Here is a 23462-nt window from a genome sequence, read left to right on the forward strand (position 1 = left end):
GCCCGTTGTCGCCTTTCATGCCCGCAGGATGGCCCGACCCGCCCATCCCCGCCTTGAGGAAGGTCAAGCCGCCGCGGCTGCCTTCGCCCCGATGGTCACGGCCGGCGCCGCCTCCGGTCAAGCCGCCGCGGCTGCCTTCGCCCCGATGGTCACGGCCGGCGCCGCCTCCGCAGTGGGATTTCCCGAGTGAAAACCGGAACAATAACCGGAATTAAAAACGGAACGACTCTTCCGGAAAGCATCGATTCCATCTGAATAACACAATGTTAAAAAACATAATTTATGCCATTCCCCGGCGGCGGCAATCGGGCTATAAAACGGAACTCAAACAGGAACACCACGGGTGTCACCGCCCGCAACCAAGGCAGAGGCGTTACATGGCGGCTGACAGGCCAACCGAACTGGCGGATGATGGCGAACCGATCACCATCGTTGAACCGCTAATCCCCGAAGAGGCTTCCCGTCACCGCCCTGCCCTCAACGACCTAGCGGTTGAACTGGCGATGGCCTCGTCAGCCTTGCGCGCGGCGCTGCCAGAGGCCGTCCGCACCCCGCTGGCCGGCCTGGTGCGGTCGATGAACTGCTATTACTCCAACCTGATCGAAGGTCACAACACCCACCCGGTCGACATCGAACGCGCGCTCAATCAGGATTTCAGCCAGGATCAGGCCAAGCGCGATCTGCAGCTGGAGGCGGTCGCCCATATCGCGGTGCAGAAATGGATAGATGAGGGCGGACTGCCCGGCCATCCGCTCGATCCCGCCGTGCTGCAGGAGGTTCACCGCCGGTTCTGCGAAAACCTGCCCGAAAGCCTGCTGGTCACGCGCGCCCCCGACGGCACGGAGACCCGGATCATCCCCGGCGCCTTCCGCACGGATTATGTGCAGGTGGGCAAGCACGTCGCCCCCAGCCCCGGCGCAGTGGCGCGGCTGCTGGCCCATATGCGCAAGATGTACGGCGCTCAGGGCCGCAGCGGCGCCATCATCGCCACCGCCTGCGTCCATCACCGGCTGGTCTGGGTGCACCCCTTCCTCGACCTGAACGGGCGGGTGTCGCGCATGGTGGCGCACGCCATGCTGCGCCAGAACGTGAATTCCGAGGGCCTGTGGTCCGCCTCCCGCGGCCTCGCCCGCAAGGAGGCCGAATACAAGCAGCGCCTGATGGCCGCGGATGAGCCCCGCCACGGCGACGCCGACGGCCGCGGCAACCTGTCGGAGCAGCGGCTAGCGGAATTCGCTGCCTTCTTCCTGGAAACCTCGCTCGACCAGGTCCGCTTCATGGAGCAGCTGATGCAGCCGCACACGCTGCGCGCCCGCGTCGAGGCCTGGTGCCAGGGCGAAATCCGCGCAGGCCGCCTGCTGACCGGCGCCGAAACCGTGATGCGCGAGGCCCTCACCCTGGGCAGTCTGGAGCGCGGCCAGGTACACGGGCTGCTTGGCGTCAGCGACCGCCAGGCCCGCAAGGTGACGGCGGGACTGCTGGCGGCCGGCGCCTTGGCATCGCCGACCCAGCGCGCGCCCTTGCAGCTGACCTTCCCCGCGGCCCTGGCCGGGGACTGGATGCCCGGCCTGTTTCCCAGCCGCTGACAGCCCCCGCCCCAGAACCGGCCAACACTAGAAAATGCTTGCACGAATCCCGCTCTTTGGCCAATAGTCACGGAAAAGAGGCGGCAAACGCCAAATTCCGTGAACACGCCAGGCAGCAGACACACGGGTAAAAGGCAGAGCGGCGCAGATGGCAGGCACAAGGGCAGATGGATCATACATACACACCTGAGGATCTCAATGCGGTGATCCGCCAGCATTCCGAATGGATTGCGGCCCAGCTGCATGCGCAGCGCGAAAGCTTGTTCCCGCCGAACGCCTCCAAGACCATGCGCAAATTCACCTCCGGCGAGGCCGCAAGCCTGCTGGGCGTAAATGATTCCTACCTGCGCAAGCTGCATCTGGACGGCAAGGGCCCCTCGCCCGAGCTGACCGCCGGCAACCGCCGCCAGTATTCCGCCGAGGACATCCGCGAGCTGCGCGAGCTGTTGGAGAAAACCGCCCGCAAGCCCGGCGACTACCTGCCCGGCCGCCGGGAAAATGATCACATGCAGATCATCGGCGTGATGAATTTCAAGGGCGGCTCCGGCAAGACCACCACCTCCGCCCATCTGGCGCAGCGCCTCGCGCTCAAGGGCTACCGGGTGCTGGCGATCGACCTTGACCCGCAGGCCTCGCTGACCGCGCTGCACGGCGTCCAGCCGGAGTTCGACCTCAAGGACGGCGGCACGCTTTACGATGCCATCCGCTATGACGACCCGGCGCCGATCTCCTCGGTGATCCGCAAGACCTATATCCCGAACCTCGACCTGATCCCCGGCAATCTGGAACTGATGGAGTTCGAGCATGATACCCCCCGCGCCCTCGCGCAGGGCAGCGCCGGCTTGTTCTTTTTCCGGGTCAAAGAGGCTCTGACACAGGTCGATTCCGACTATGACGTGGTGGTGATCGACTGCCCGCCGCAGCTCGGCTTCCTCACCATGTCGGCGCTCTCCGCCGCAACCGGCGTGCTGGTCACAATCCACCCAGAAATGCTCGACGTGATGTCGATGTCGCAATTCCTGCGCATGACTGCCGACCTGATGGACGTGATCGCCCAGTCCGGCGCCGACATGAGCCACGACTGGATGCGCTACCTGCTGACGCGCTACGAGCCGTCGGATGCGCCGCAGAACCGCATCGTCGCCTTCCTGCGCACCATGTACGGCGACAAGGTGCTGAACGCGCCGATGCTGAAATCCACCGCGATTTCCGACGCGGGCCTCACAAAACAGACTCTATACGAGGTCGAACGCAGCGCTTTCACCCGCTCCACTTATGACCGCGCGATCGAAAGCCTGAACGCCGTGAACGACGAAATCAGCCAGCTCATTCAGGAAACCTGGGGGCGCACATGACCAGTAAGAAATCCCGCCTTTCGATGCTCGACAGCCTGGCCGCGGCCGGCGCGCCGGTTTCCTCCCCTGCCCCGGCAACACCGATGATGTCCAGCAACCGCGCCCTGCGCTCGGCCCGCGACGCGGTGGATTCGCATCGGGTCTGGGATCTGGAGCCGCATCAGATCGAGGACACCCGCGTCCACGACCGGCTCGACCCTAACGACATCCACGACCTGCGCGACGCGATTGAGGCCAACGGCCAGACCGTGCCGATCCTGGTGCGCCGCCACCCGTCTGAGGCCGACCGCTATCTGCTGGTCTACGGCCGCCGCCGGCTGGAAGCGATCCGTGCCTCCGACAAGGTGACCAAGGTCCGGGCCCTGGTCGCCACTCTGGATGATGACGCCGCCGTGCGCGCCCAGATTTCCGAAAATATGGCGCGCCGCGACCTCAGCTTCATCGAAAAGGCGCTGTTCGCGCAGGAGCTGGTCGAAAACGGCTTCGGCAACCAATCGCAGGTTGCCGAGGTGCTGACCGTCACCAAATCATCCGTCTCCATGGCCATCGCCATTGCCGAGGCGGTGGGCCCCGATCTGATCCGCGCCATCGGCCCCGCCCAGGGCATCGGCCGCCCCCGCTGGGACGCACTGGCCAAGGCAATTGCCGCCAGCGGCGCCAGCCAGGAGGGGCTGATTGCCATCGCCCAGAAGGAATACGACGATTTCACCATGCGGGCCGTCAACGGCGCTGCTGAGGCAGAACCCGCCGACCCGTCGGTGCTGGCGTTTGAGGCGGTGTTCAGCGCCGTGGCGCCCTCCCCTGCCCCGCAGAAACCGGCAAAGGCCCCCAAGGCCCGCACCCTCAGCCAGCCGCTCACCGTGGATGGGCTGCGCAGCGCCACCCTGCGCCGCACCGCCAAGGGCGTCAGCCTGGAGCTGCCCGGCGGCGGCTTTGCCGACTGGCTGGAGGCTGAGGCGCAAACACTGATTGAAGAGCTTCACGCGCGCTGGCAGTCGCGCGGCGAAGAATAAATGATAACAACAACTTAGGAGGCACAGAGCAGGCAAAAAGAAGGCCCCGCAAAACCGAAGCTCCACGAGACCAACTTGTTTCTAGCACCTTCAAGTTAGTGGCCGGAGCCCATAACCGCAAGTCCAAAGCGATTCGCGGGCCGCTGTTTTTTTGTCTTTCGTGATGATGACATGGGATATATGCCCCTCACGCCTTTTGGGCGAACGGTGGATGCTGTCCTGCTGAAACATCAGCAGGCCGCCGCCGCGCACTCCCCTATGCACGCCGCTGTCAGCAAATGGGACGCGCTGCGCGAACTGGCCACCGCGCGCAAGGCCTATAGCCTGAATGACCGCGACCTCTCCGTCCTGCAGGCGCTGATTAGTTTCTTGCCCGGCACCGATGTGGAGCCGCAGCCCGGCGTCACCGTGGTGCACCCTTCCAACCGGGCAATCTGCGAGCGTCTGAACGGGATGCCCAACTCCACCATGCGCCGCCACATGGCCAAGCTGGTGGCCGCAGGCATCCTGATCCGCCGAGACAGCCCCAACGGCAAGCGCTACGTGCGCCGTTCCCAGGGCGAGCGTGTGGCCTATGGGTTCGACCTCTCCCCCCTCGCCCGCCGCTACGCCGAGTTTTCGGACGCCGCCGAGACGGAACGCGCCCTGGCGGCCCGCATCAAACACCTGCGCGAAACCGTCAGCCTGATGCGCCGCGACCTGCTGAACCTGGCGCTGCTCGGCGCGGCAGAAGATCCTGAGCTGTCCATTTGGGACCAGTTCCAGGACCTCGCGCATCTCACTGCCCGCGACCTTCGCCGCAAGCTCGGGCTGGCGGATCTGGCTGACATCCAAACATCTCTCTCCGCCTCACTGGAGGAAGCCAAACGCCAATTAGAGACCGTTTTTGCAGAGGAACCGGGCACCAGTGGCGCCCGAATTGAGCACCACTATCAGAATTCTAAGAAAGACTCTTTTGAATCTGAACAAGCCGTTAAGCCAGCGCACGCACCGCATACGGAATCGCAAGAGGATACCAGCTATGCTGAGAAACCCTCAGAACAAGGTACCGTGAGCCATAAAACTCGGCCCCAGCCACCAAAGGCCCCTGCCCCCAGCGGCCCAAACCTTCCGCTGCGCCTGATCCTCTCGGCCTGCGGTGAAATCCAGAGCTATGCGGATGGCCCAATCCGCCATTGGCCCGACCTCCTGCGGGCCGCCGATACCGTGCGCCCGATGATGGGGATCTCTTCAGCGGTCTGGGAAGAAACCAAGACTGTTATGGGGGCCGCAGAGGCCGCAACCGTGGTCGCCGCCATGCTCGAACGGTTTCTGGATATCCGCTCGCCCAGCGGATACCTCAGGCATCTGAGCGCCAAGGCTGTTTCGGGAGCCTTCACCAGTGCCCCGATGGTCATGGCACTCGCCCGCAAGGCTGCAGCCTAGAGAGTTCACAGCTGTGAACTCCTTACCTGCCATTACCGCTTTGAAAACAGCCAAGCCGGTTTACGCCGGTTAAACCGTGGGATCCGGGACCGGCTGTAACTGGCGATATTGCGATTCAACTGGAACCTGGCATTGCGTTCTGCCAGTGGCCGAAGCGGAGGATTGCCGGCCGCGACCTCTATGGCGCCGATGCGCAGGCAGGCGGGTTCGACGAAGTGGGTCGAAACGGAAGGTACCCTGTCATTGCTGCTGTCCCCGTTTGCTATGGCAGAACTGGACTTTGAAACGCGGGCCAGTTGCCTGTGTTGCAGGGAGCAGAAAACCGGGGCAGGGTGGTTTTGTCGGCTGGATAGGGGCGTCCGGCCCGGTTCAGGTGCAAACGCTCCGGCGGGCCTGACGCCTGCCTATTTGGTTAGCTGCCGCCGCTTGGCGGCGCGGATCTCGCGGGCCTGTTGCTCTTGGCCGGTGCGGAAGGATTCCTCGACAAAATCCATGTGGCGCCGCGCCGCCGCCTCAGCGCGGTCCGGGTCGCCGTCGATGATCGACTGAGCAATCTCCTTGTGCTGCTTCAGCAGTTCCGCCCCAGTGCCATCCATGGTGCGCAGGAATTCCCGGTTGTAGAACACCCCCTGCCGGGTCAGGTCGTAGACTGAGGCCATCATGTGGATCAGCGTGGTGTTCTGGCTGGCGTCGACAACCGCGGTGTGCAGTCGGAAGTCGGCCTCCTGGCTGGCGTCCTGATCGTCCTGCTCCCAGGCTTTCTGCATGTCGGCAATGATCTCTGCCAGCCGCGCTTTGTCGGACTCGGTGGCGCGGGCGGCGGCCAGGCGGCTGGCAAAGGCCTCCTGTTCGCGGCGGTATTCCAGGTAGTCGTAGAAGGCGCCGCCGTGGCGGGTGTAGAGCGACAGGAGGGCAGGGGACATGGCCCGGCCGGTGAGCGGCGCGATGAAGGTGCCCTCGCCATGGCGGACATTGACCAGGCCGCGGCTTTCCAGCGTTTGCAGGGCCTCGCGCAGCTTGGGGCGCGACACCCCCATGGCTTCTGCCAGTTCCCGCTCGGAGGGCAGTTTGCGGCCCTCCTTGAGGATGCCGTCGACGATCATCGTCTCAATCTGCTCGACCACGGCATCGGCAATTGATTCGTGTCCAACGGGGTCAAACGGGCGGATGTCGGTCATGGCGTCCACTTAGATGCTGGGAAACCTCGGAACAGAGGTCATTCTGAAACTTTACCACTGCCCCGCAAAACTGCAAGCTGATGTACCCAGAAATACGGATGCCCGGCTTCGAGGCAATATTATGAAAGAAAACAATCTTTCCTGAACCCGTCTTCAAAGCGCCGAAAAACATGCGGTTTCGCCCGCCTCACGATCCCGCTGCCAACCTGCTCAGTGGTAAATAAAGTTGTTGACTGAATTGCGTGGTCAACAATATTTACCAGTCATGCCGCATCAGCGGTAGGATCTGCGGCCGGAGGAGCGGCCGGACTGAACCCGGAGGAGACCCCATGAAAAAGACCCTGACCTCGCTTGCCGTGGCCGCATCGCTGCTGGCAGCCCCTGCCGCACAGGCCGCCGACAAGCTGCTGCTGAAAACCCCGATTGCCTTTTCGACCTCGCTGCCGGGCCTCGGCTCGCCGATCCCGCGGGTGGCCGAGCAGCTGGACCTGATGTCCGGCGGCAGCCTCAAGATGAAAGTCTATGAGCCCGGCAAGCTGGTACCGCCGTTCGAGATCCTCGACGCGGTGTCCTCGGGCAAGATCAACTCCGGCTACACGACCGCCGGCTACTGGGCGGGCAAGATCCCGGCCGCACCGCTGTTCTCTGCCGTGCCGTTCGGCCCGGAAGCGGGCGAATACATGGCCTGGCTTTACTACGGTAACGGCATGACCCTGTATCAGGAGATGTACGACCAGGCAGGCTATAACGTGAAGGTGCTGCCTTGCGCGGTGATCGCGCCGGAGACCTCCGGCTGGTTCGCCAAGGAGATCAATAGCGCCGAGGATCTGAACGGCCTGAAGATGCGGTTCTTCGGCCTGGGCGGCAAGGTGATGCAGAAGCTGGGCGTGGCCACCTCGCTGCTGCCGGGGGGCGAGATCTTCCCGGCGCTGGAGAAAGGCGCCATCGACGCCACCGAGTTCTCGATGCCCGCGATCGACGCCCGTCTCGGCTTCCACAAGCTGGTGAAATACAACTACTTCCCCGGCTGGCACCAGCAGGCCACCGTGTTTGAGCTGCTGGTCAACAAGGACGTCTGGAACGAGGCCAGCGAACAGCACAAGGCGATCATCGAAAACGCCTGCAAGGCCTCGATGGCCGACAGCTTTGCCGAAGGCGAGGCGATCCAGCATGAGGCGCTGATCGACAACGTCGAAAACAACGGCGTGCAGATTAAGCAGTGGGACGACCAGATGCTGGAGCTGTTCCGCGCCACCTGGGACGAGGTCGCCGCGGAAGAGGCCACCAACGATCAGTTCTTCGGCCGCGTGCTGCTGGACATGCAGACCTTCCGTGAAGGGTATGCGGTCTGGAAGGAAAACGCATTTCTCCCGCGCAAGTAACCCGCTTGCGCGACCTTGGGGCGGCAGCATTTCCGCCGCCCCGCCTTTCCCGATTTTCGTCATTTCCCTGACTGATACGGGCGCATTCACGTCCGCGCACGCCACGTTCCGGAGGAGGAAACCATGGCCGAGAATCTGCATCTGCAGGACGACCCAATCGAACGCTACGAAGAGATCCTTGAGCACGGCGACGAGGACCGGCAGCAGCTGGCGGTGTGGATCGACACTGCGGTCAAGGGGACCGGCAACCTGGTGATGTGGGCCAACCTGCTGCTGGTGCTGGCCATCGTCTCGCAGGTCGCGCTGCGCTACCTTCTGAACCAGAACTATCCCAAGCTGGACGAGATCCAGTGGCATTTCTACGGGCTGGTGACGATGATCGGCATTTCCTATGCGCTGGTCACAGACAGCCATGTGCGGGTCGACGTGCTGCACATGCAGTTGAGCCGCCGCGCCCGGAGGATCATTGAGGTGATCGGCATCCTGACCCTGCTGGTGCCGTTCATCTATCTGATGATCGATCAGGGCTACGACTATTTCTATGAAAGCTGGCGGGTGAACGAACGTTCCGACAGCCCGACCGGCCTGCCCGCCCGCTGGGCGCTGAAGGCGGTGATCCCGCTGAGCTTTGTTATGCTGGCGGCAGCGGCGCTGGCGCGGCTGATCCATGACGGCCATGCGCTGCTGGCAGGCCCGGCAGAGGAACGCGCCGGCAAGAGCCTGCGGTTGGTGATCTGGGCGCTCCTTGGCTTTGCCGTTGTGGCCACGGCGCTGACCTTCCTGGTGGAGAGCACCGAGGAAAAGCTGGTCATCGCCATGTTCCTGACCTTCATCGCGCTGCTGTTCACCGGCTTTCCGGTGGCCTGGACGCTGGCCGGGGTAGGGGTGGCCTATTGCGGGCTGGCCTATCTGTTCGACAATGGCCTGATGAACTGGACCGGGCTGGAGGAGACCCTGACCGGGCTGGATTATCTGACCCTGGGTGCGGTGGTGAACCGGGTCTATGCCACCATGTCGAACGCGGTTCTGGTGGCGCTGCCGATGTTCATCTTCATGGGGCTGATGCTGGATGAAAGCGGCGTGGCGGAGCGGCTGATGGGGGCAATGCAGCGCCTGTTCGGCACCGTGCGCGGCGGGCTGGCGATCACTGTCACCATGATCGGCATCATCCTGGCGGCTTCCACCGGGATTATCGGTGCTTCGGTGGTGCTGCTGGGCGTCTTGTCGCTGCCGTCGATGATGGAGCAGAAGTATTCGCCTGCGCTGGCGGCGGGCGTGGTGTCGGCCTCCGGCACCCTGGGTATTCTGATCCCGCCTTCGATCATGCTGGTGATCATGGCGGACCAGATGGCGCTGAGCGTCGGCGACCTGTTCATGGCCGCGGTGTTCCCCGGCGTGATCATCGGCGCGCTCTACCTCACCTATATCTTCGTGATTGCGCTGATCAAACGCGACGTGGCCCCGGTGCCTGCGGGTGCCAAGCGTCCGGACTGGGCGGCGGTCAAGGACGTGCTGATCGCGGTGCTGCCGACACTGGGGCTAATTCTGGCCGTGTTAGGCTCTATTTTTGCGGGTCTTACCACGCCGACCGAGGCGTCGGGCGTGGGCGCATTGGGGGCGACGCTGCTGGCGCTTGGCTACCGCAAGCTGACGCTGGCGAAGCTGGTCAACGTGCTCAAGGCCACCTTCAACACCACCGCCTATATCTTTGCGATCTTCCTGGGCGCGACGGTGTTTTCATATGTGCTGCGGGAGCTGGGCGGCGACGCGCTGATCGAGGAGATGATCCAGGGCACCGGTTTTGGGCCCGAAGGCACCGTCTTCATGATCCTGTTCATCGTGTTCCTGCTGGGTTTCGTGCTGGACTGGATTGAGATTACCCTGATCGTGCTGCCGCTGATGCGCCCGATCGTGAACGGGCTGGGGCTGGATATCCCCGGGTTCGGCGCCATGGATGAGCCGGCACTGGTGTGGTTCGTGATCCTGGTTGCGGTGACGCTGCAGACCTCCTTCCTGACGCCGCCGGTCGGCTTTGCGCTGTTCTACCTCAAGGGCGTCTGCCCGCCGGAAATCCGCCTGGGCCATATCTACAAGGGCATCATTCCCTTCGTGCTGCTGCAGCTGACGGGCCTGATGTTCGTCTACCTGTGGCCGGCGCTGGCGACCTGGCTGCCATCTGTGGCTTACTGAGCAGGGGAGGGCGGCTGTGATGAGCGATGCAGAGCTGATCCGGACCCTGAAATCCATCTGCGGGCGCCGCCATGTGCTGACCGGCGCCCGCGCCACGCGGCGGTTCCGCAAGGGGTTCCGCTCCGGCGAGGGGGAGGCGCTGGCGGTGGTCCAGCCCGCAACCCTGCTGGAGCAGTGGAAGGTGCTGCAGGCCTGTGTGGCGGCGGACAAGATCGTCATCATGCAAGCGGCCAACACCGGGCTGACCGAGGGCTCCACCCCCAAGGGCAGCTATGACCGGGACGTGGTGCTGATCAACACCCGGCGGATGGACCAGCTGCAGCTGCTGGACGGCGGCACGCAGGTCGTCAGCTTCCCCGGCTCGACGCTGTTCGCGCTGGAAAAGCTGCTGGACCCGCTGGGCCGCCAGCCGCATTCGGTGATCGGCTCCTCCTGCATCGGGGCGTCGATCGTGGGCGGGGTCTGCAACAACTCCGGCGGCTCGCTGGTGGAACGGGGGCCGTCCTATACCGAGCTGTCGCTGTTTGCCCGCATCACCCCCGAGGGGCAGCTGGAGCTGGTCAACCACCTGGGCATAAACCTGGGCGCCAGCCCGGAGGAGATCCTGACCCGGCTGCAGAACGGCGATTACAGCCCTGAGGATGTTGAGACCGGCAACCTGAAAGCCTCGGACACCTCCTATGCCCGCCGGGTCCGCGACATCGACGCGCCGACCCCGGCGCGGTTCAATGCCGACAAGTCGCGGCTTTACGAGGCTGCGGGCTGTGCGGGCAAGCTGGCGGTTTTTGCAGTGCGGCTGGATACCTATCCGAAAAACGATGAGGAGCTGACCTTTTATGTCGGCAGTCCAACCACGGCGGCGCTGACCGCCCTGCGCCGCCGCATTCTGGCGGAGTTCAATACCCTGCCGGTCAGCGCCGAATACATGCATGCGGAGGTCTTCGACCTGTCCGACCGCTACGGCAAGGACACGATGGTGATGATCGACAAGCTCGGCACCGACCGGCTGCCGGTGTTCTTTGCCTTGAAAGGCGCGGTGGATGCGCGGCTGGCCGGCATTCCGGGGCTTGGCAACCTGACCGACAGGGCGATGCAGTTTCTTTCGCGGCTGTGGCCCGACATCCTGCCTGCCCGGATGCGCGAGTTCCGCGCCGCCTATCCGCATCACCTGATCCTGAAAATGCGCGACGGCGGCATCGAGGAAGCCCGCGCCCTGCTGGAGGCAATGGCGGACGATGGCAAGCTGGCCTTCTTTGAATGCGATCCGCGCGAGGCGAAAATGGCCGGGCTGCACCGCTTTGCCGCGGCCGGCGCCGCGGTGCGGTACATGGCCGTGCACCGCTCAGAGGTTGAGGACATCATCGCGCTGGACATCGCCCTGCGCCGCAACGATCAGGACTGGTTCGAGGAGCTGCCGCCGGAGATCGCGGACCAGCTGGTGAGCAGGCTCTATTACGGGCATTTCATGTGCCACGTGCTGCATCAGGATTACATCGTGAAGAAGGGCGCCGACCCGAAAGCGCTGAAGGACGCGATGCTGGCGCTGCTGGACAAACGCGGGGCCGAATACCCGGCGGAGCACAACGTCGGCCACCTGTACCGGGCCAAGCCGGACCTGGCGGCGTTCTACAAATCGGTGGACCCGACAAACAGCATGAACCCTGGCATCGGCAAGATGTCCCGGAACAAGCATTACGCCTGACGGGGCTGCAGGAGCCGTACCGGTTCGATGCTCCAATCCTACCGTCCGGGCCGCTGCCCGGGCGGTTTGCGGTCATGCAAAGGTTGCTGAGCCTGCATTGCTGTGCAACCGTGGCAGCAATTGGTTACCGGACTATGTGGTAGAAAAACGGGGCAGGGCAGGCGGCAGCCTAGCAGACCAGCGCCGCCCGCCCGGTACAGAGCAGCCCGCTGGACGGCGTCCGGCGCTGCCGCAGCCAGAAAGGTGCAGAATGACCAGTGACACCGGACCGCTTTCGCTGAATGTTCCCGAACCGGGCTGCCGTCCGGGCAGGACCCCGGATTTTTCCGACTTTGAGATCCCCCGCGCAGGCGCGGTGGCGCGGCCGCCGGTGGACGTGGACCCGGATGCGATCCGGGACATGGCGTTTTCCATCGTGCGGGTGCTGAACAAGGACGGCGCGGCGGTGGGGGACTGGGCGGGCGCGTTAAGCACTGAAGAACTGCATGAGGGGCTGCGTCACATGCTGCTGTTGCGGACGTTCGATGCGCGGATGCTGAACGCGCAGCGGCAGGGCAAGACCAGTTTCTACATGCAGCATCTGGGCGAGGAAGCGGTCAGCTGTGCCTTCAGCCGTGCGCTGGAGCCGGGCGACATGAACTTCCCGACCTACCGCCAGGCCGGGTTGCTGATCGCACGCGGCTATCCGATGGTCACGATGATGAACCAGATCTATTCCAACGCCGAAGACCCGCTGCACGGGCGCCAGCTGCCGATCATGTATTCCTCCAAGGAGCACGGTTTTTTCAGCATTTCCGGCAATCTGGGCACCCAGTTCGTGCAGTCGGTGGGCTGGGCGATGGCCTCGGCGATATCCGGCGATACACGGATCGCGGCGGGCTGGATCGGCGACGGCTCCACCGCCGAAAGCGATTTTCACGCGGCGATGGTGTTCGCCTCGACCTACAACGCGCCGGTGGTGCTGAACATCGTCAACAACCAATGGGCCATCTCGACCTTCCAGGGCATTGCCCGCGGCGGGGTCGGCACCTTTGCCGCTCGCGGCCACGGCTTTGGCATCGCCTCTGTCCGGGTGGACGGCAACGATTACCTGGCGGTGCATGCGGTGGCGAAATGGGCCTGCGAGCGGGCGCGGCGGGGCCATGGGCCGACCTTGATCGAGCATGTGACCTACCGCGCGGGCGGCCATTCCACCAGCGACGACCCGTCGGCCTACCGGTCCCGGCGCGAGGCGGCGGCCTGGCCGCTGGGCGACCCGGTGGAGCGGCTGAAGAAGCACCTGATCGCCATTGGCGCATGGAGCGAAGAGCGTCACAAGCAGGCCGAGGCGGAGGTGCTGGATACAGTGCGGGCGGCGCAGAAGGAAGCGGAGGCGGTCGGCACGCTTACGGCGGGCAAGGTCCCCAGCCCGCGCGACATGTTCGAAGGCGTCTATGAAACCATGCCGCCGCATCTGATCCGGCAGCGCCAGGAAGCGGGGTTCTGAGATGGCGCGGATGACCATGATCGAAGCCATCCGAGAGGCCCATGACGTGGCGATGGCGGCGGATGAGCGGGTGGTTGTTTTCGGCGAGGATGTGGGGTTTTTCGGCGGCGTGTTCCGCTGCACCGCGGGGCTGCAGGAGAAATACGGCAAATCCCGCTGCTTTGACGCGCCGATCAATGAATCCGGCATTGTCGGCACCGCCATCGGCATGGCGGCCTATGGGCTGAAGCCGGTGATCGAGATCCAGTTCGCGGATTATGTCTATCCGGCCTATGACCAGATCGTCTCGGAGGCGGCGCGGCTGCGGCACCGCTCGAACGCCGATTTCACCTGCCCGCTGGTGATCCGCATGCCCACCGGCGGCGGCATCTTCGGCGGCCAGACCCACAGCCAGAGCCCGGAGGCGCTGTTCACCCATGTGTCGGGGCTGAAGGTGGTAATGCCCTCCAATCCGCGCGACGCCAAGGGGCTGCTGCTGGCAGCGATTGACGACCCGGATCCGGTGATCTTTTTCGAGCCCAAGCGGCTCTATAACGGGCCGTTTGACGGCCATCACGACAAGCCGGTCGAGAGCTGGAAGAGCCATCCGCTGGGCGAGGTGCCGGACGGGGAAGATATTGTGCCGCTGGGCAAGGCGGCCATCCGCCGCGCCGGCGCGGAGGTGACGGTGCTGGCCTATGGCACCATGGTGTTTGTGGCCGAGGCCGCGGCTGAGGAGACCGGAGTGGATGCGGAGGTGATCGACCTGCGCAGCCTGATGCCGCTGGACCTGGAGGCCATCGTGGCCTCGGTGCAGAAGACCGGGCGCTGCGTGATCGTGCATGAGGCGACCCGCACCTCCGGCTTCGGGGCGGAGCTGATGGCGCTGGTGCAGGAGCACTGCTTCTACCACCTGGAGGCGCCGGTGATCCGGGTGACCGGCTGGGACACGCCGTACCCGCATGCGCAGGAGTGGGAGTATTTTCCGGGGCCTGGCCGGGTCGGCGAGGCGCTGAAGAAAGTMATGGAGGACTGATCCATGGGCGTGTTTGAAATCCGGTTGCCCGATGTTGGCGAGGGCGTCGCCGAGGCGGAGCTGATCGAATGGCATGTGAAGCTGGGCGATATGGTGCGGGAGGATGACATCCTGGCCGCGGTGATGACCGACAAGGCGGCGGTGGAGGTGCCGTCCTCTGCCGACGGCAAGGTGCTGGAGCTGGGCGGCGAGATCGGCGCGATGATCCCGGTGGGCGGGGTTCTGCTGCGGCTGGAGGTCGAGGGGGCGGGCAATGCAGCCGCCCCGGACCCCGGTGCGGCGAAGAGCGCGCCAGCTGCCGCGCCGGAGCCTGAGCAGGGGGCTGAAACAGGGCCGGAGAGAGGGCCTGAGCCGGTCCCCGCCCCGGCGCCTGCCGCGAAGAAAGCCGGGCACCGGCTGCCGCCGCCGGAAGGCGCCAAACCGCTGGCCGCGCCCTCGGTGCGGGCGCGGGCGCGGGCGGAGGGGGTGAACCTGCGGCAGGTGCCCGGCAGCGGCCCTGCGGGGCGCATCAGCCATGAGGATCTGGACAACTGGATCGCCTCCGGCGGCATCAAGCAGGGCAGCGTGACCCGAGGCCGCAACACAGGAGTCGAGGAGATCCGGGTTGTCGGCATGCGCCGCAAGATAGCCGAGAAGATGGCGCTGGCGAAACGGCAGATCCCCCATATCACCATCGTCGAGGAGGTGGAGATGGGGGCGCTGGAGGATCTGCGGGCGGCGCTGAACAAGAAACACGAAGGCCAGCGCCCCAAGCTGACGCTGCTGCCTTTCCTGCTGCGCGCCATTGTCGAGGCGGTGCGCGAGCAGCCCGGGCTGAATGCCCGGTTCGATGACGAGGAAGGGGTGATCCACCGCCACGGTGGCGTGCATGCGGGCATCGCCACCCAGACGGAGCAGGGGCTGACGGTGCCGGTGGTGCACCATGCCGAGGCGGGCAGCCTGTGGGACAATGCGGCGGAAATCCAGCGGCTGGCCGAGGCCGCCCGCGACGGCTCGATCAAGCGGGAGGAGCTGAGCGGCGGCACCATCACCATCACCTCGCTGGGGCCGCTGGGCGCCATCGCCACAACCCCGATCGTGAATTACCCGGAGGTGGCCATCGTCGGCGTCAACAAGATGCAGATCCGCCCGGTCTGGGACGGCCAGCAGTTCCGGCCGCGCAAGATGATGAACCTGTCCTGTTCCTTCGATCACCGGGTGGTCGACGGCTGGGACGCTGCGGTCTTTGTGCAGAAACTGAAATCCCTGCTGGAAACCCCAGCGATGCTGTTTGTCGAGGGCTGAATGTCTGATCTGAAATGCAAACTGCTGATCATCGGCGCTGGCCCCGGCGGCTATGTCTGCGCCATCCGTGCAGGCCAGCTGGGCATCGACACGATTGTGATGGATGAGGGCAAACCGGGCGGCACCTGCCTGAACGTGGGCTGCATCCCGTCGAAGGCGCTGATCCATGCGGCGGAGGAGTTTCACCGGATCGCTCAGGCGCCGCAGGGGCCGCTGGGGATCAGCTGCGGGGCGCCTGAGATAGATTTCGCCAAGACGCTGGCCTGGAAGGATGGCATTGTGCAGCGCTTGAACAGCGGCGTGTCGGCGCTGATGAAAAAGGCTGGGGTGCGGTTTGTGCAGGGCCGGGCCCGGTTTCTGGATGGCAAGACAGTGTCGGTGAACGGTAATGGCGACGGCCAGGTGATCCATGCGCAATACATCGTGATTGCCTCCGGCTCGGCCCCGGTGGAGCTGCCGGACCTGCCGTTCGGCGGCCCCATCCTATCCTCAACTGAGGCCATGGAGCTGACACAGGTGCCGGACAGCCTGGCGGTGGTCGGCGGCGGCTATATCGGGCTGGAGCTTGGCACCGCCTTTGCCAAACTCGGCGCCAGGGTCACGGTGGTCGAAGCGGAGGACCGTATACTGCCGCTGTATGACAGGGAGCTGACCCGCCCGGTCGAGGCGCGGCTGGAGGCGCTGGGGGTGGCGGTAAAAACCGGCACCAGGGCGCGGGGCTATGAGAACGGCAAGCTGCTGACCGATCAGGGCGATGTGGCGGCGGCGAAGGTGCTGGTGACGGTCGGGCGGCGGCCCCGCACCGCGGGGATCGGTATCGAGGAACTGGCGCTGACCCAGGACGGGCCGTTTGTCAAAACCGACAGCCATTGCCAGTCGTCGATGCGCGGCATCTATGCAATCGGCGACGTCACCGGCGAGCCGATGCTGGCGCACCGCGCGATGGCGCAGGGCGAAATGGTGGCCGAGTATATCGCGGGCCATGCGGTTCAGTGGGACAAGCGGGCGATTCCGGCGGTGTGCTTCACCGATCCTGAGGTGGTGGCCTGCGGCGCGCTGCCGGGTGAGGTCGAGGGCACCGCCGCCACGCTGTTTCCGCTGCAGGCCAACGGGCGGGCGCTGACGGCGGAACGCGAGGACGGGTTCCTGAGGGTGGTCTGGCGCCAGAGCGACCATGCGGTGGTGGGCCTGCAGGCGGTCGGGGCAGGGGTGTCGGAACTGTCTGCCGTCTTTGCGCTGGCCATCGAGATGGGCGCCTGCCTGGAGGATGTCGGCGCCACCATCCACGCCCATCCGACCCAGTCGGAAGCCCTGCAGGAGGCCTGCCTGAGGGCATTGGGGCAGGCGCTGCATATCTAGGGCCATGGTCCCAGGGGCAGGGCTGCGCCTGACCCTGGGGTGTGCTTGGGCCTATCTCTTGCGGTCTTTCATTCTCACCGCGCTGCGGACCATCTTGCCAAAGGCCTTGCCGCGGGCGCGGCGCTCGGCCAGCGTGGCAGAGTTGAAGGCGTCCTCTGCCATCAGTTTGCGCCAGCGGTCCAGCTGGGCCTGTTCGATCTCCCCCTGCTCGACGGCGTGCAGGACGGCGCAGCCTGGTTCGCTGTCGTGGCGGCAGTTGCTGAAGCGGCAGCCCGCGGCGCGTTCGGTGATGTTTGCAAACAGGCTGCTGATGCCGTCCGCCGCATCGGTCAGCTGCAGCTCCCGCATGCCGGGGGTGTCGAGGATCAGGCAGCCGTTCGGGGCCTTGTGCAGCTCGCGGTGCGTGGTGGTGTGGCGGCCCTTGGCGTCGTCCTCGCGGATCGTCTGTGTGGCGATGGCCCTTGTGCCAAGCAGCGCATTGGCCAGCGTCGATTTGCCAACCCCGGAAGAGCCGAGGAAGGCCACTGTCCGCCCTGGTTTGCACCAGGGCGCAAGCGCGGTCTGCACTTCGCTGCCGCGGGCGTCCAGCGCCACCACCTCAGCCCTGTCCGAGATGGCGCGGGCGGCCTGAACATAACCCTGCGGATCGTCAGCCAGGTCAGCCTTGGTCAGCACAATGACCGGGGTGATTTGGGCGTCCAGCATCAGCGCCAGGTAGCGTTCCAGCCGGGCAGTGTTGAAATCCTGATTGCAGGAGGTGACGGCAAAACCGGTGTCGATATTGGCCGCGATCAGCTGGTCCTGCCGGCCGGTGCCGGGCGCCCGCCGCCGGATCAGGCTGGCGCGGGTGAGCAGCCGGCTGTTCTGCGGCAGCGCGCGGTCCAGCATCAGCCAATCGCCCACGGTTGCATCCGGGCGCGGCGGCAGGGTGATTTCAAACCCGTCGCCGGCGGCGTGCAGCGCGCTGCGGTGCACCGCGGTGATGCGGACGGGCGGGGTGGCGGCCATCTCTTCGGTGCTGACCTGCTGTGCGAAATGCGGCTGCCAGCCCAGGGTCTGCAGCGGCGAGAGGGAAGGTTTTTGCGTGTCCAGCGGGCTGGAAAAGAACTGGGAATAGTCCCGTGTCATTGGAATGTCTTTCATGTCGTTGCCGCGGGCCGGGCCCGGGCGCAGGGGTAAGGGGAAAGCACGTGCACGGATGCCAAGCCGCTCTCCGGCGGGAGGAGGGCGGTTCAATCGGCTGCTGTGCACCGGGAGGCTTGCTGCCTCCCATCCTTACCAGGACATAAAATCTCCATTTCCGGTGCGTGCAATATAGGCCGCAGATGCGGGGGGAACAACCGCCAAGAGGAGTACAGTCCGCTGCAGGTACTGCGGATGCGGGTCAGTGCATCAGGCTGTTTGCCCCGATCAGGAGCGAGGCGGCCACAAACACCGTCAGGGCAATCGACAGCAGCCCGGCGCAGGCGCCTGCCAGCACGATTACCCCGTCCCGCTCCACCAGCCCGATGCTGGTGATGAACAGGGCGATGGCCGGAAACCAGCCGCTGAGCGGCAGCGGAATGAACAGCGCCAGCGCGACCAGGAACAGCAGGCCCCCGGTCAGCTGCTCCCGCCGCGGCTGGAACACTGCCCCAAGGCGCGGCCGGGCAATCCGCTCCAGCCGCCGCGACACCGGGCGCAGGCGCAGCACGATACGGCGCATGGCCGCGCCGGAAATCCGGATCCGGGCGATTCTGCGCGGCAGCCGGACACTGGCAAAGCCAAGCCCCATCTGGGCGCAGAAGAAAAGCAGCGGCAGGGCGGTGACAAGGGTTGCCCCCGGCGGCAGCGGCAGCAGGTTGATCAGGCAGGAGAGCAGGATGGCCCAGCCGAAAGACCTGTCGCCAAGCTGTTGCAGAAAGGCGCCAAGGGAAATGTCATCGTCACTCTGGTGGCCGCGGATCACCCGCAGCAGCATGAAGGACAAGGACCGCTTCCTGGCCAGGGTTGCGGCGGTGGAACCGGGGCATCCAGAAACAGATTTCACTCTCGCCTCGCAACTCCAACTGCGCCGGTGCCTGCTTAGCCGCTTCCTGCTGCAGCGGCAACCGTCATGGCGGCCGGTTTGTAGAGCTCACCCCATATCTGGTCCAGGCTTTATGCGACCTTTCGGGCCACTTTCAGCTGGGCCGCAAAGGCGCATGTCGTCAGGTTGTCAATGAAGGCGGAACGCGAGACCCGGCCGCTGGCGAACTTTTGACACCCGGCGTCCGAGATCAGTAGCGCAGCCGCACGGTTTTGCGTCTCCCTTGTGAAACAGGTTCCGTCAGAAAGACCGTGACGCTTCTGCGGATTGAGCAGGGGCGAAGGCATGATTTGAAAATTTCCGATGGCATGGGGCTGGCCCGACGTGCGGTCGATCCGGGCGTAGATTTCCGCAAGCGTCATCTGCGAGGGGGTGTTGCCAGGTTTCACCTCGGCGCCTTGGTGGATCGCGTCATTGCGGCCGCGGGGAGCTTCAGCAATGCGATGAGGGCAAACAGCTGCTCGACATTGGCGCCGGAAGGAAGATGGAAGGTGGCCGGGGCAGGGGGTGCTTTCCCGGCCGCGAGCGCTCAAGGGCATCAAGAGCGCCCCACGCACTTTCCCGTGCGGCGAAGTTCCCGCTGCGTTGGGAAGTGGCCGGAGCCGGTGCCAAGCTTTCCCGGATTTCAGTGGTCTCTTTCAGGTTGAAGCTGCCGGAGCTGGACCAGTCTGCGGCGGAGGCGGGCACAGGAGTTGGCCCCAGAGAGAAATTGAGGCGCTTTGCACTGCTCCACAGGCGGGCTTTTGGCTCAGCCCTTCCTGATGGTTCGGGCAAGCAGCGCCCAATTCGCCCTTCGGTCCTCAGATTGTTACCACACCTCACGCAGCAAGCTGCCGGCGCGCGTTTTTTTATGTTCGGCCACATCACCTTGTATACCTATGAAAACAGATCCGAAATGTGGATAGCCGAGCGGCCGGGTTTTCTTGAAGTCGCTGACCTCTGGAAAATTTCTAGTGCAGGCAGGATCAACATGCCAGCCCCGACAACGGCCCACACTTTCTCATTTGTCTCCCGCGACCTTGGCATTACGGGGTGACACAGACCACTGTCATTGAGCCCTTTATCGCGCCATGAAGGGGATTCCGAAAGGCGCTCGACAGGCCGCACCCATTTGCGGAAGTTGAGCCCACATACCTCGTCTGACATCAAGTCTTGTGAGAAGCTGGTCTCCATCGCAGATGCCAGCTTGATGATGTGAACCCACCTTGCCAACAAGGTCTACAAACATAGCATTTGTGTCGGCCTGCGGTCGCGATCTCATTTCGCCATCAGCCCCGGCAGCCATGTACCTACGGCGGGCTGCCACACAATCAGTGCCAGCACAGCCAGCTTGATCACCAAGAAGGGCGTGACAGCGGCATAGATATGCTTCATCCCGATGCCCTCGGGGGCGACCCCCCGCATCACGAAGAGCAAAAGCCCGAAGGGCGGGGTCAGGAGGCCGATCTCCATGGTCAGCAGATACACCACGCCCAGCACCAGCTCGTTGATGCCCATCTGCGCGGCCAATGGCACAAACACCGGCACGGTCACCATCAGCATCGAGACCTGATCGACGAAGCAGCCGAGCAGCAGCAGGATCACGATCATGCCGATCAGCACCATCGTGGGGGTCGGATCCACCGCGTTGATCGCCTTGATCAGCCCGTTGGTGGCGCCGCTGAAGGACAGCGCCTGGGCAAAGGTTTGGCTGGCGGCCATGATGAACAGAATCATCACCGACAGCTTCACGGTTTCCATCAGCGCCCTGCCAACCTTTTCAAAGGACAGCGACCGGTAGGCCGCGCCGGTGGCGAGCGCGGCCAGGCAGCCGAGCGCGGCAGATTCCGTTGGCGTTGCGAACCCCAGCAGCAGGCTGCCGATCACCACGGCGAACAGCACCGACAGCGGCGCCACATAGATCAGGAAGGGCCGCCAGCGCTGTCCCAGGGTCATCTGCGGCAGATCGTCGGGCGGAGCCGCCTTGGGGTCGAGCAGGCTGCGGGTCACGATGTAGACCACAAAGGCCGCCGCCAGCAGCAGCGCGGGCATGACGCCTGCCACCAGCAGGCCTGCGATGGAAATCCCCGCCAGGCTGCCGACCAGAACCGCCAGCGCCGACGGCGGGATGAGCATGGCAATGGCGCCCGAGGCCATGATCGGCCCCATCGCCATGGTCGGGTGATAGCCCCGCTGCAGCATTCCCGGCATCAGGGTCGATCCCAGCATGGCGGTATTGGCGATGGTCGAGCCCGACAGCGCGGCAAAGATGGTGCCGCCGAACACGGTGACCACTGACAGCCGCCCAGGCACCCGTGTGACCACCCGCTCGATGGCGTCGATGGCGCGGTGGGCGATGCCGGTCTGGAACAGGATTTCGCCCATCAGGATGAACAGCGGGATCGGCGCCATCTGAAAATTGGCCACCGACTGGGTTGCGTTGCGTGCCAGCTGCAGCAGGCCGCGGTCGCCGCCAAGCACCTCGTAAGCGCCGATCATGGTGACGGTGATGAAGGCAAAGGCCACCGGCAGGCCGATCAGCAGCAGCGCGGCCAGGCCGCCCAGCATCAGCGAAAGGGTGAGGATCCAATCCATCGGCAGTCCTTTCAGAGGCCGGAGAGCGGCGCGTCTTCCGTTGCGGGGCGGAAGATCTTGCGCAGGAATTCAAGAGTGCAAAGAGCCATCGACAGCGGCAGCACCGTCAGCGTCCACCATTCCGGGAAGGTGAAGGCGGTGCGCACCATGGAGCCGCGGGCGAAGGATTGCATCAGCGCCTGCAGCCCGGCCCATCCCAAGACGGCACAGGTGGCGGCGCCCAAAAGGCAGGCTGCCAGTATGACTTTGCGGCGGGCCCGCGGCGGCAGGCCGTGGGTGATCAGGTCGACCTGCACATGGGCATTCTGGCGCAGCACCCAAGGGGCGCCGAGGAAGGCCGCCGCCATCAGCCCGTATTCGATGGCGTCGAGCGCGCCGTAGATCACCGGCAGTCCGAGGTTGCGCAACAGGACATTGAGCGGGATCACCAGGGTGATCGCGGCGAGGATGGCAGCGCTGAGCACGGCCAGGCCGGTGAGCAGGATGCCGAAACTGCGGTCAAAGCGGGTCATGGGCGAGGAAGCGGGGCGGCGCCAGGCCGCCCCCGACCCGTCACTTGAGCAGGCAGGCCTGCAGCTTTTGCGCCAGCTGCGGGTCTGTCTTCGTCACTTCGCCCCAGCCTTCGGCCTGGGCGGTCGAGCTCCACAGTTTGCCGTTCTCGCCCTCCAGGGTGATGGTCTTGATCCCGGCATCGGCCTGGGCTTTGGCCTCGGCCTCGTTGCGGGCGATGTTCTCGGCGTTCTGCTCCTCGATCCAGGCGGCGCCTTGTTCCAGCAGGGCGCGCTGCTCGTCGCTGAGCCCGTTCCAGCTGTCGAGGTTCACCAGGAAGTTCACGTCCACCTGGTAGAAGCCGGGGTCAACGCGGTAGGCGGTCTGCTCGTGCCAGCCGAGGTCCAGCACGCCCTGGCTGGGCCAGCCGTAGCCGTCGATCGCCCCGCGCTCCAGCGCGGTATAGACCTCGCCCGGTGCCGTGCGCACCAGGGTGGCGCCCAGTTTCTCGAACATGGCGCGGTAGACCGGCGTGGTGCGGATGGTCAGCCCTGTCAGATCCGGCCCTTCCAGCGGCTTGGTCAGATATAGATGATAATTCATGTGATCGCCGACGCGGGCGAGATATTTGACACCCATCTGATCCTGGTGGATCTGGTCGATCAGCTCGTAGCAGCCATTGGCGCGCTGGTCCTGAATGGTGTTCTGCGCCAGGTGCAGCGCATCGCCTGCGGGCAGCAGGTTCGGGTAGTAGGCAGTGGTGTTGTTGGCGATGTCGACGATCCCCGCCTGCACCGCGTTGCCCAGTTCAAAGGGGGGCACGGCTTCGGGGCCGCCGAGCAGGTCGATCTGCACGACCCCCTCGCCGTTTTCGTTCACCCAATCAACGACGGCTTCGAAATCGCGGGAAAAAGTTGTTCCGGTGGCAAAGGCGGTCACCGCTTTCAGCGTGACCTCTCCGGCCTGAGCGGAAGCGGCGGCGAGTGTAGTAGCCCCGAGAAGGGCGGCGGCAGCAAGTGTGCGAATGGTCATGTCGGTCTCCCTGGCTGTGTGGCGGCGCGCAGACCGGGTGGTTTGCAGTCCCTTGTTTTTCCGGGCGCCCTTGAAAAAGCCTAGGTCCAGGCTGTCTCACCTTCAAGTGTGAAGTTTTAAGCTTCAAGTAAGTTTATATGCAAACGCATAAAAAAGTCCAAAGGGGCAGCTATTTCGGGCGGCTGACGGGCCAAGTGATTCGGGTTTTCCTGCATCCGCACCGCGCCGGAACGGCGGAAAGCGGCTTTTCCGGGGGTGCCGCAGGGATGCCCATGCACGGCCCCGGCGCTGCTTGCCCGGCGCCGGAGCGGCCGGGTTCCGGGC

19 protein-coding genes are annotated in these 23462 nt (G+C 64.8%); 12 read left to right on the forward strand and 7 right to left on the reverse strand.

Annotation, left to right across the window (positions count from 1 at the left end; translation table 11 throughout):
* From GKC28_RS26210 to repC, 5 genes are all read left to right on the forward strand, one after another.
* On the forward strand, window positions 1–190 hold a 190-nt coding region (locus tag GKC28_RS26210), incomplete at its 5' end, for a hypothetical protein (RefSeq protein ID WP_217434180.1).
* Window positions 191–377: 187 nt separating this feature from the next.
* Window positions 378–1586, forward strand: a complete 1209-nt coding sequence (locus tag GKC28_RS21895) for a Fic family protein (RefSeq protein ID WP_174149112.1) — start codon at window positions 378–380, stop codon at window positions 1584–1586.
* 167 nt (window positions 1587–1753) lie between these two features.
* Window positions 1754–2941, forward strand: coding sequence for a plasmid partitioning protein RepA (repA, locus tag GKC28_RS21900; RefSeq protein ID WP_174149113.1), 1188 nt, complete (start codon window positions 1754–1756; stop codon window positions 2939–2941).
* The gene (gene repB / locus GKC28_RS21905) at window positions 2938–3954 is read left to right on the forward strand and encodes a plasmid partitioning protein RepB (protein ID WP_174149114.1); all 1017 of its coding nucleotides are present in this window, start codon (window positions 2938–2940) and stop codon (window positions 3952–3954) included. Before repA ends, repB begins: the two co-directional genes overlap by 4 nt.
* Before the next feature lie 171 nt (window positions 3955–4125).
* Entirely contained in the window at window positions 4126–5379 is a 1254-nt protein-coding gene (gene repC / locus GKC28_RS21910) for a plasmid replication protein RepC (RefSeq protein WP_174149115.1), read from the forward strand.
* Window positions 5380–5783: 404 nt separating this feature from the next.
* Here the strand turns inward: repC and GKC28_RS21915 are convergent, their stop codons facing one another.
* Window positions 5784–6557 (reverse strand): FadR/GntR family transcriptional regulator, encoded by a 774-nt coding sequence (locus tag GKC28_RS21915; protein WP_174149116.1) that lies wholly within the window; start codon window positions 6555–6557, stop codon window positions 5784–5786.
* A 329-nt stretch (window positions 6558–6886) separates the two neighbouring features.
* Between GKC28_RS21915 and GKC28_RS21920 the strand changes: the two genes are divergently transcribed.
* From GKC28_RS21920 to lpdA, 7 genes are all read left to right on the forward strand, one after another.
* Window positions 6887–7939, forward strand: a complete 1053-nt coding sequence (locus tag GKC28_RS21920; RefSeq protein WP_174149117.1) for a TRAP transporter substrate-binding protein — start codon at window positions 6887–6889, stop codon at window positions 7937–7939.
* A gap of 123 nt (window positions 7940–8062) precedes the next feature.
* The gene (locus tag GKC28_RS21925) at window positions 8063–10129 is read left to right on the forward strand and encodes a TRAP transporter large permease subunit (protein WP_174149118.1); all 2067 of its coding nucleotides are present in this window, start codon (window positions 8063–8065) and stop codon (window positions 10127–10129) included.
* A gap of 19 nt (window positions 10130–10148) precedes the next feature.
* Window positions 10149–11831 carry a D-lactate dehydrogenase gene (gene dld / locus GKC28_RS21930; RefSeq protein ID WP_174149119.1) on the forward strand — a complete coding sequence of 561 codons (1683 nt, stop codon included), beginning with the start codon at window positions 10149–10151 and terminating at the stop codon, window positions 11829–11831.
* A 250-nt stretch (window positions 11832–12081) separates the two neighbouring features.
* Window positions 12082–13317: a 3-methyl-2-oxobutanoate dehydrogenase (2-methylpropanoyl-transferring) subunit alpha gene (locus tag GKC28_RS21935; RefSeq protein ID WP_174149120.1), complete on the forward strand. Its 1236-nt coding sequence runs from the start codon at window positions 12082–12084 to the stop codon at window positions 13315–13317.
* 1 nt (window position 13318) lies between these two features.
* A complete protein-coding gene (locus tag GKC28_RS21940; protein ID WP_174149121.1) occupies window positions 13319–14332 on the forward strand; it encodes an alpha-ketoacid dehydrogenase subunit beta in 1014 nt (337 codons plus the stop codon).
* 3 nt (window positions 14333–14335) lie between these two features.
* Window positions 14336–15616, forward strand: coding sequence for a dihydrolipoamide acetyltransferase family protein (locus tag GKC28_RS21945; RefSeq protein ID WP_174149122.1), 1281 nt, complete (start codon window positions 14336–14338; stop codon window positions 15614–15616).
* Entirely contained in the window at window positions 15617–16975 is a 1359-nt protein-coding gene (gene lpdA / locus GKC28_RS21950) for a dihydrolipoyl dehydrogenase (RefSeq protein WP_174149123.1), read from the forward strand.
* 51 nt (window positions 16976–17026) lie between these two features.
* Here lpdA and rsgA read toward each other — a convergent pair whose 3' ends face one another.
* From rsgA to dctP, 6 genes are all read right to left on the reverse strand, one after another.
* Complete coding sequence (gene rsgA, locus GKC28_RS21955) at window positions 17027–18103, reverse strand: ribosome small subunit-dependent GTPase A (protein ID WP_174149124.1); 1077 nt, start codon at window positions 18101–18103, stop codon at window positions 17027–17029.
* A gap of 256 nt (window positions 18104–18359) precedes the next feature.
* Window positions 18360–18935, reverse strand: coding sequence for an exopolysaccharide biosynthesis protein (locus GKC28_RS21960; RefSeq protein WP_174149135.1), 576 nt, complete (start codon window positions 18933–18935; stop codon window positions 18360–18362).
* Between the two features lie 179 nt (window positions 18936–19114).
* Window positions 19115–19405, reverse strand: a complete 291-nt coding sequence (locus GKC28_RS21965; protein ID WP_174149125.1) for a hypothetical protein — start codon at window positions 19403–19405, stop codon at window positions 19115–19117.
* An 895-nt stretch (window positions 19406–20300) separates the two neighbouring features.
* The gene (locus GKC28_RS21970; RefSeq protein ID WP_174149126.1) at window positions 20301–21617 is read right to left on the reverse strand and encodes a TRAP transporter large permease; all 1317 of its coding nucleotides are present in this window, start codon (window positions 21615–21617) and stop codon (window positions 20301–20303) included.
* A gap of 11 nt (window positions 21618–21628) precedes the next feature.
* Window positions 21629–22129, reverse strand: a complete 501-nt coding sequence (locus GKC28_RS21975; RefSeq protein WP_174149127.1) for a TRAP transporter small permease — start codon at window positions 22127–22129, stop codon at window positions 21629–21631.
* 40 nt (window positions 22130–22169) lie between these two features.
* Entirely contained in the window at window positions 22170–23138 is a 969-nt protein-coding gene (dctP, locus tag GKC28_RS21980; protein ID WP_174149128.1) for a TRAP transporter substrate-binding protein DctP, read from the reverse strand.
* Window positions 23139–23462: the final 324 nt, after the last annotated feature.

Origin of the sequence: Leisingera sp. ANG59, assembly GCF_013317235.1 — a bacterium.
Lineage (GTDB): Bacteria > Pseudomonadota > Alphaproteobacteria > Rhodobacterales > Rhodobacteraceae > Leisingera.